We start from the raw sequence: 312 nt of genomic DNA on the forward strand, positions 1-312 counted from the left end.
GATTGAGTGTTAACGGCTAGACTAACCTCATTAAAAAGTGCTGAAAGACCCATCATAAAAGCTGGACCTGTGACAAAAAACCTGCATTGAATACAATTTTGTTCACCTAGGTAACCTGCATTCACAGGGTGATATATATTTGCCTTTGTCGCAACTGCATCACCGCCTTCTCTACAGAACGCACCGCCAACAGGGCAGATTCCAAAGTCTTTAAACAGATAGCTAGAAGCAGGTCTACTATTGTTTAAAGTCTGCAGAAATTCAGGGTTGTTTCCAAGTAATTGCTTTTTACATTCTTCAATTCGTTGGGAT

General features: G+C 40.4%; 1 pseudogene. It reads right to left on the minus strand.

Annotated elements, in window-relative coordinates:
- Positions 1-312: pseudogene (locus AAEY62_RS21420) on the minus strand (gamma-mobile-trio integrase GmtZ); the annotation flags it as partial.

This window comes from Pseudoalteromonas sp. GW168-MNA-CIBAN-0100 (assembly GCF_040309225.1).
Taxonomy (GTDB): domain Bacteria; phylum Pseudomonadota; class Gammaproteobacteria; order Enterobacterales; family Alteromonadaceae; genus Pseudoalteromonas; species Pseudoalteromonas arctica.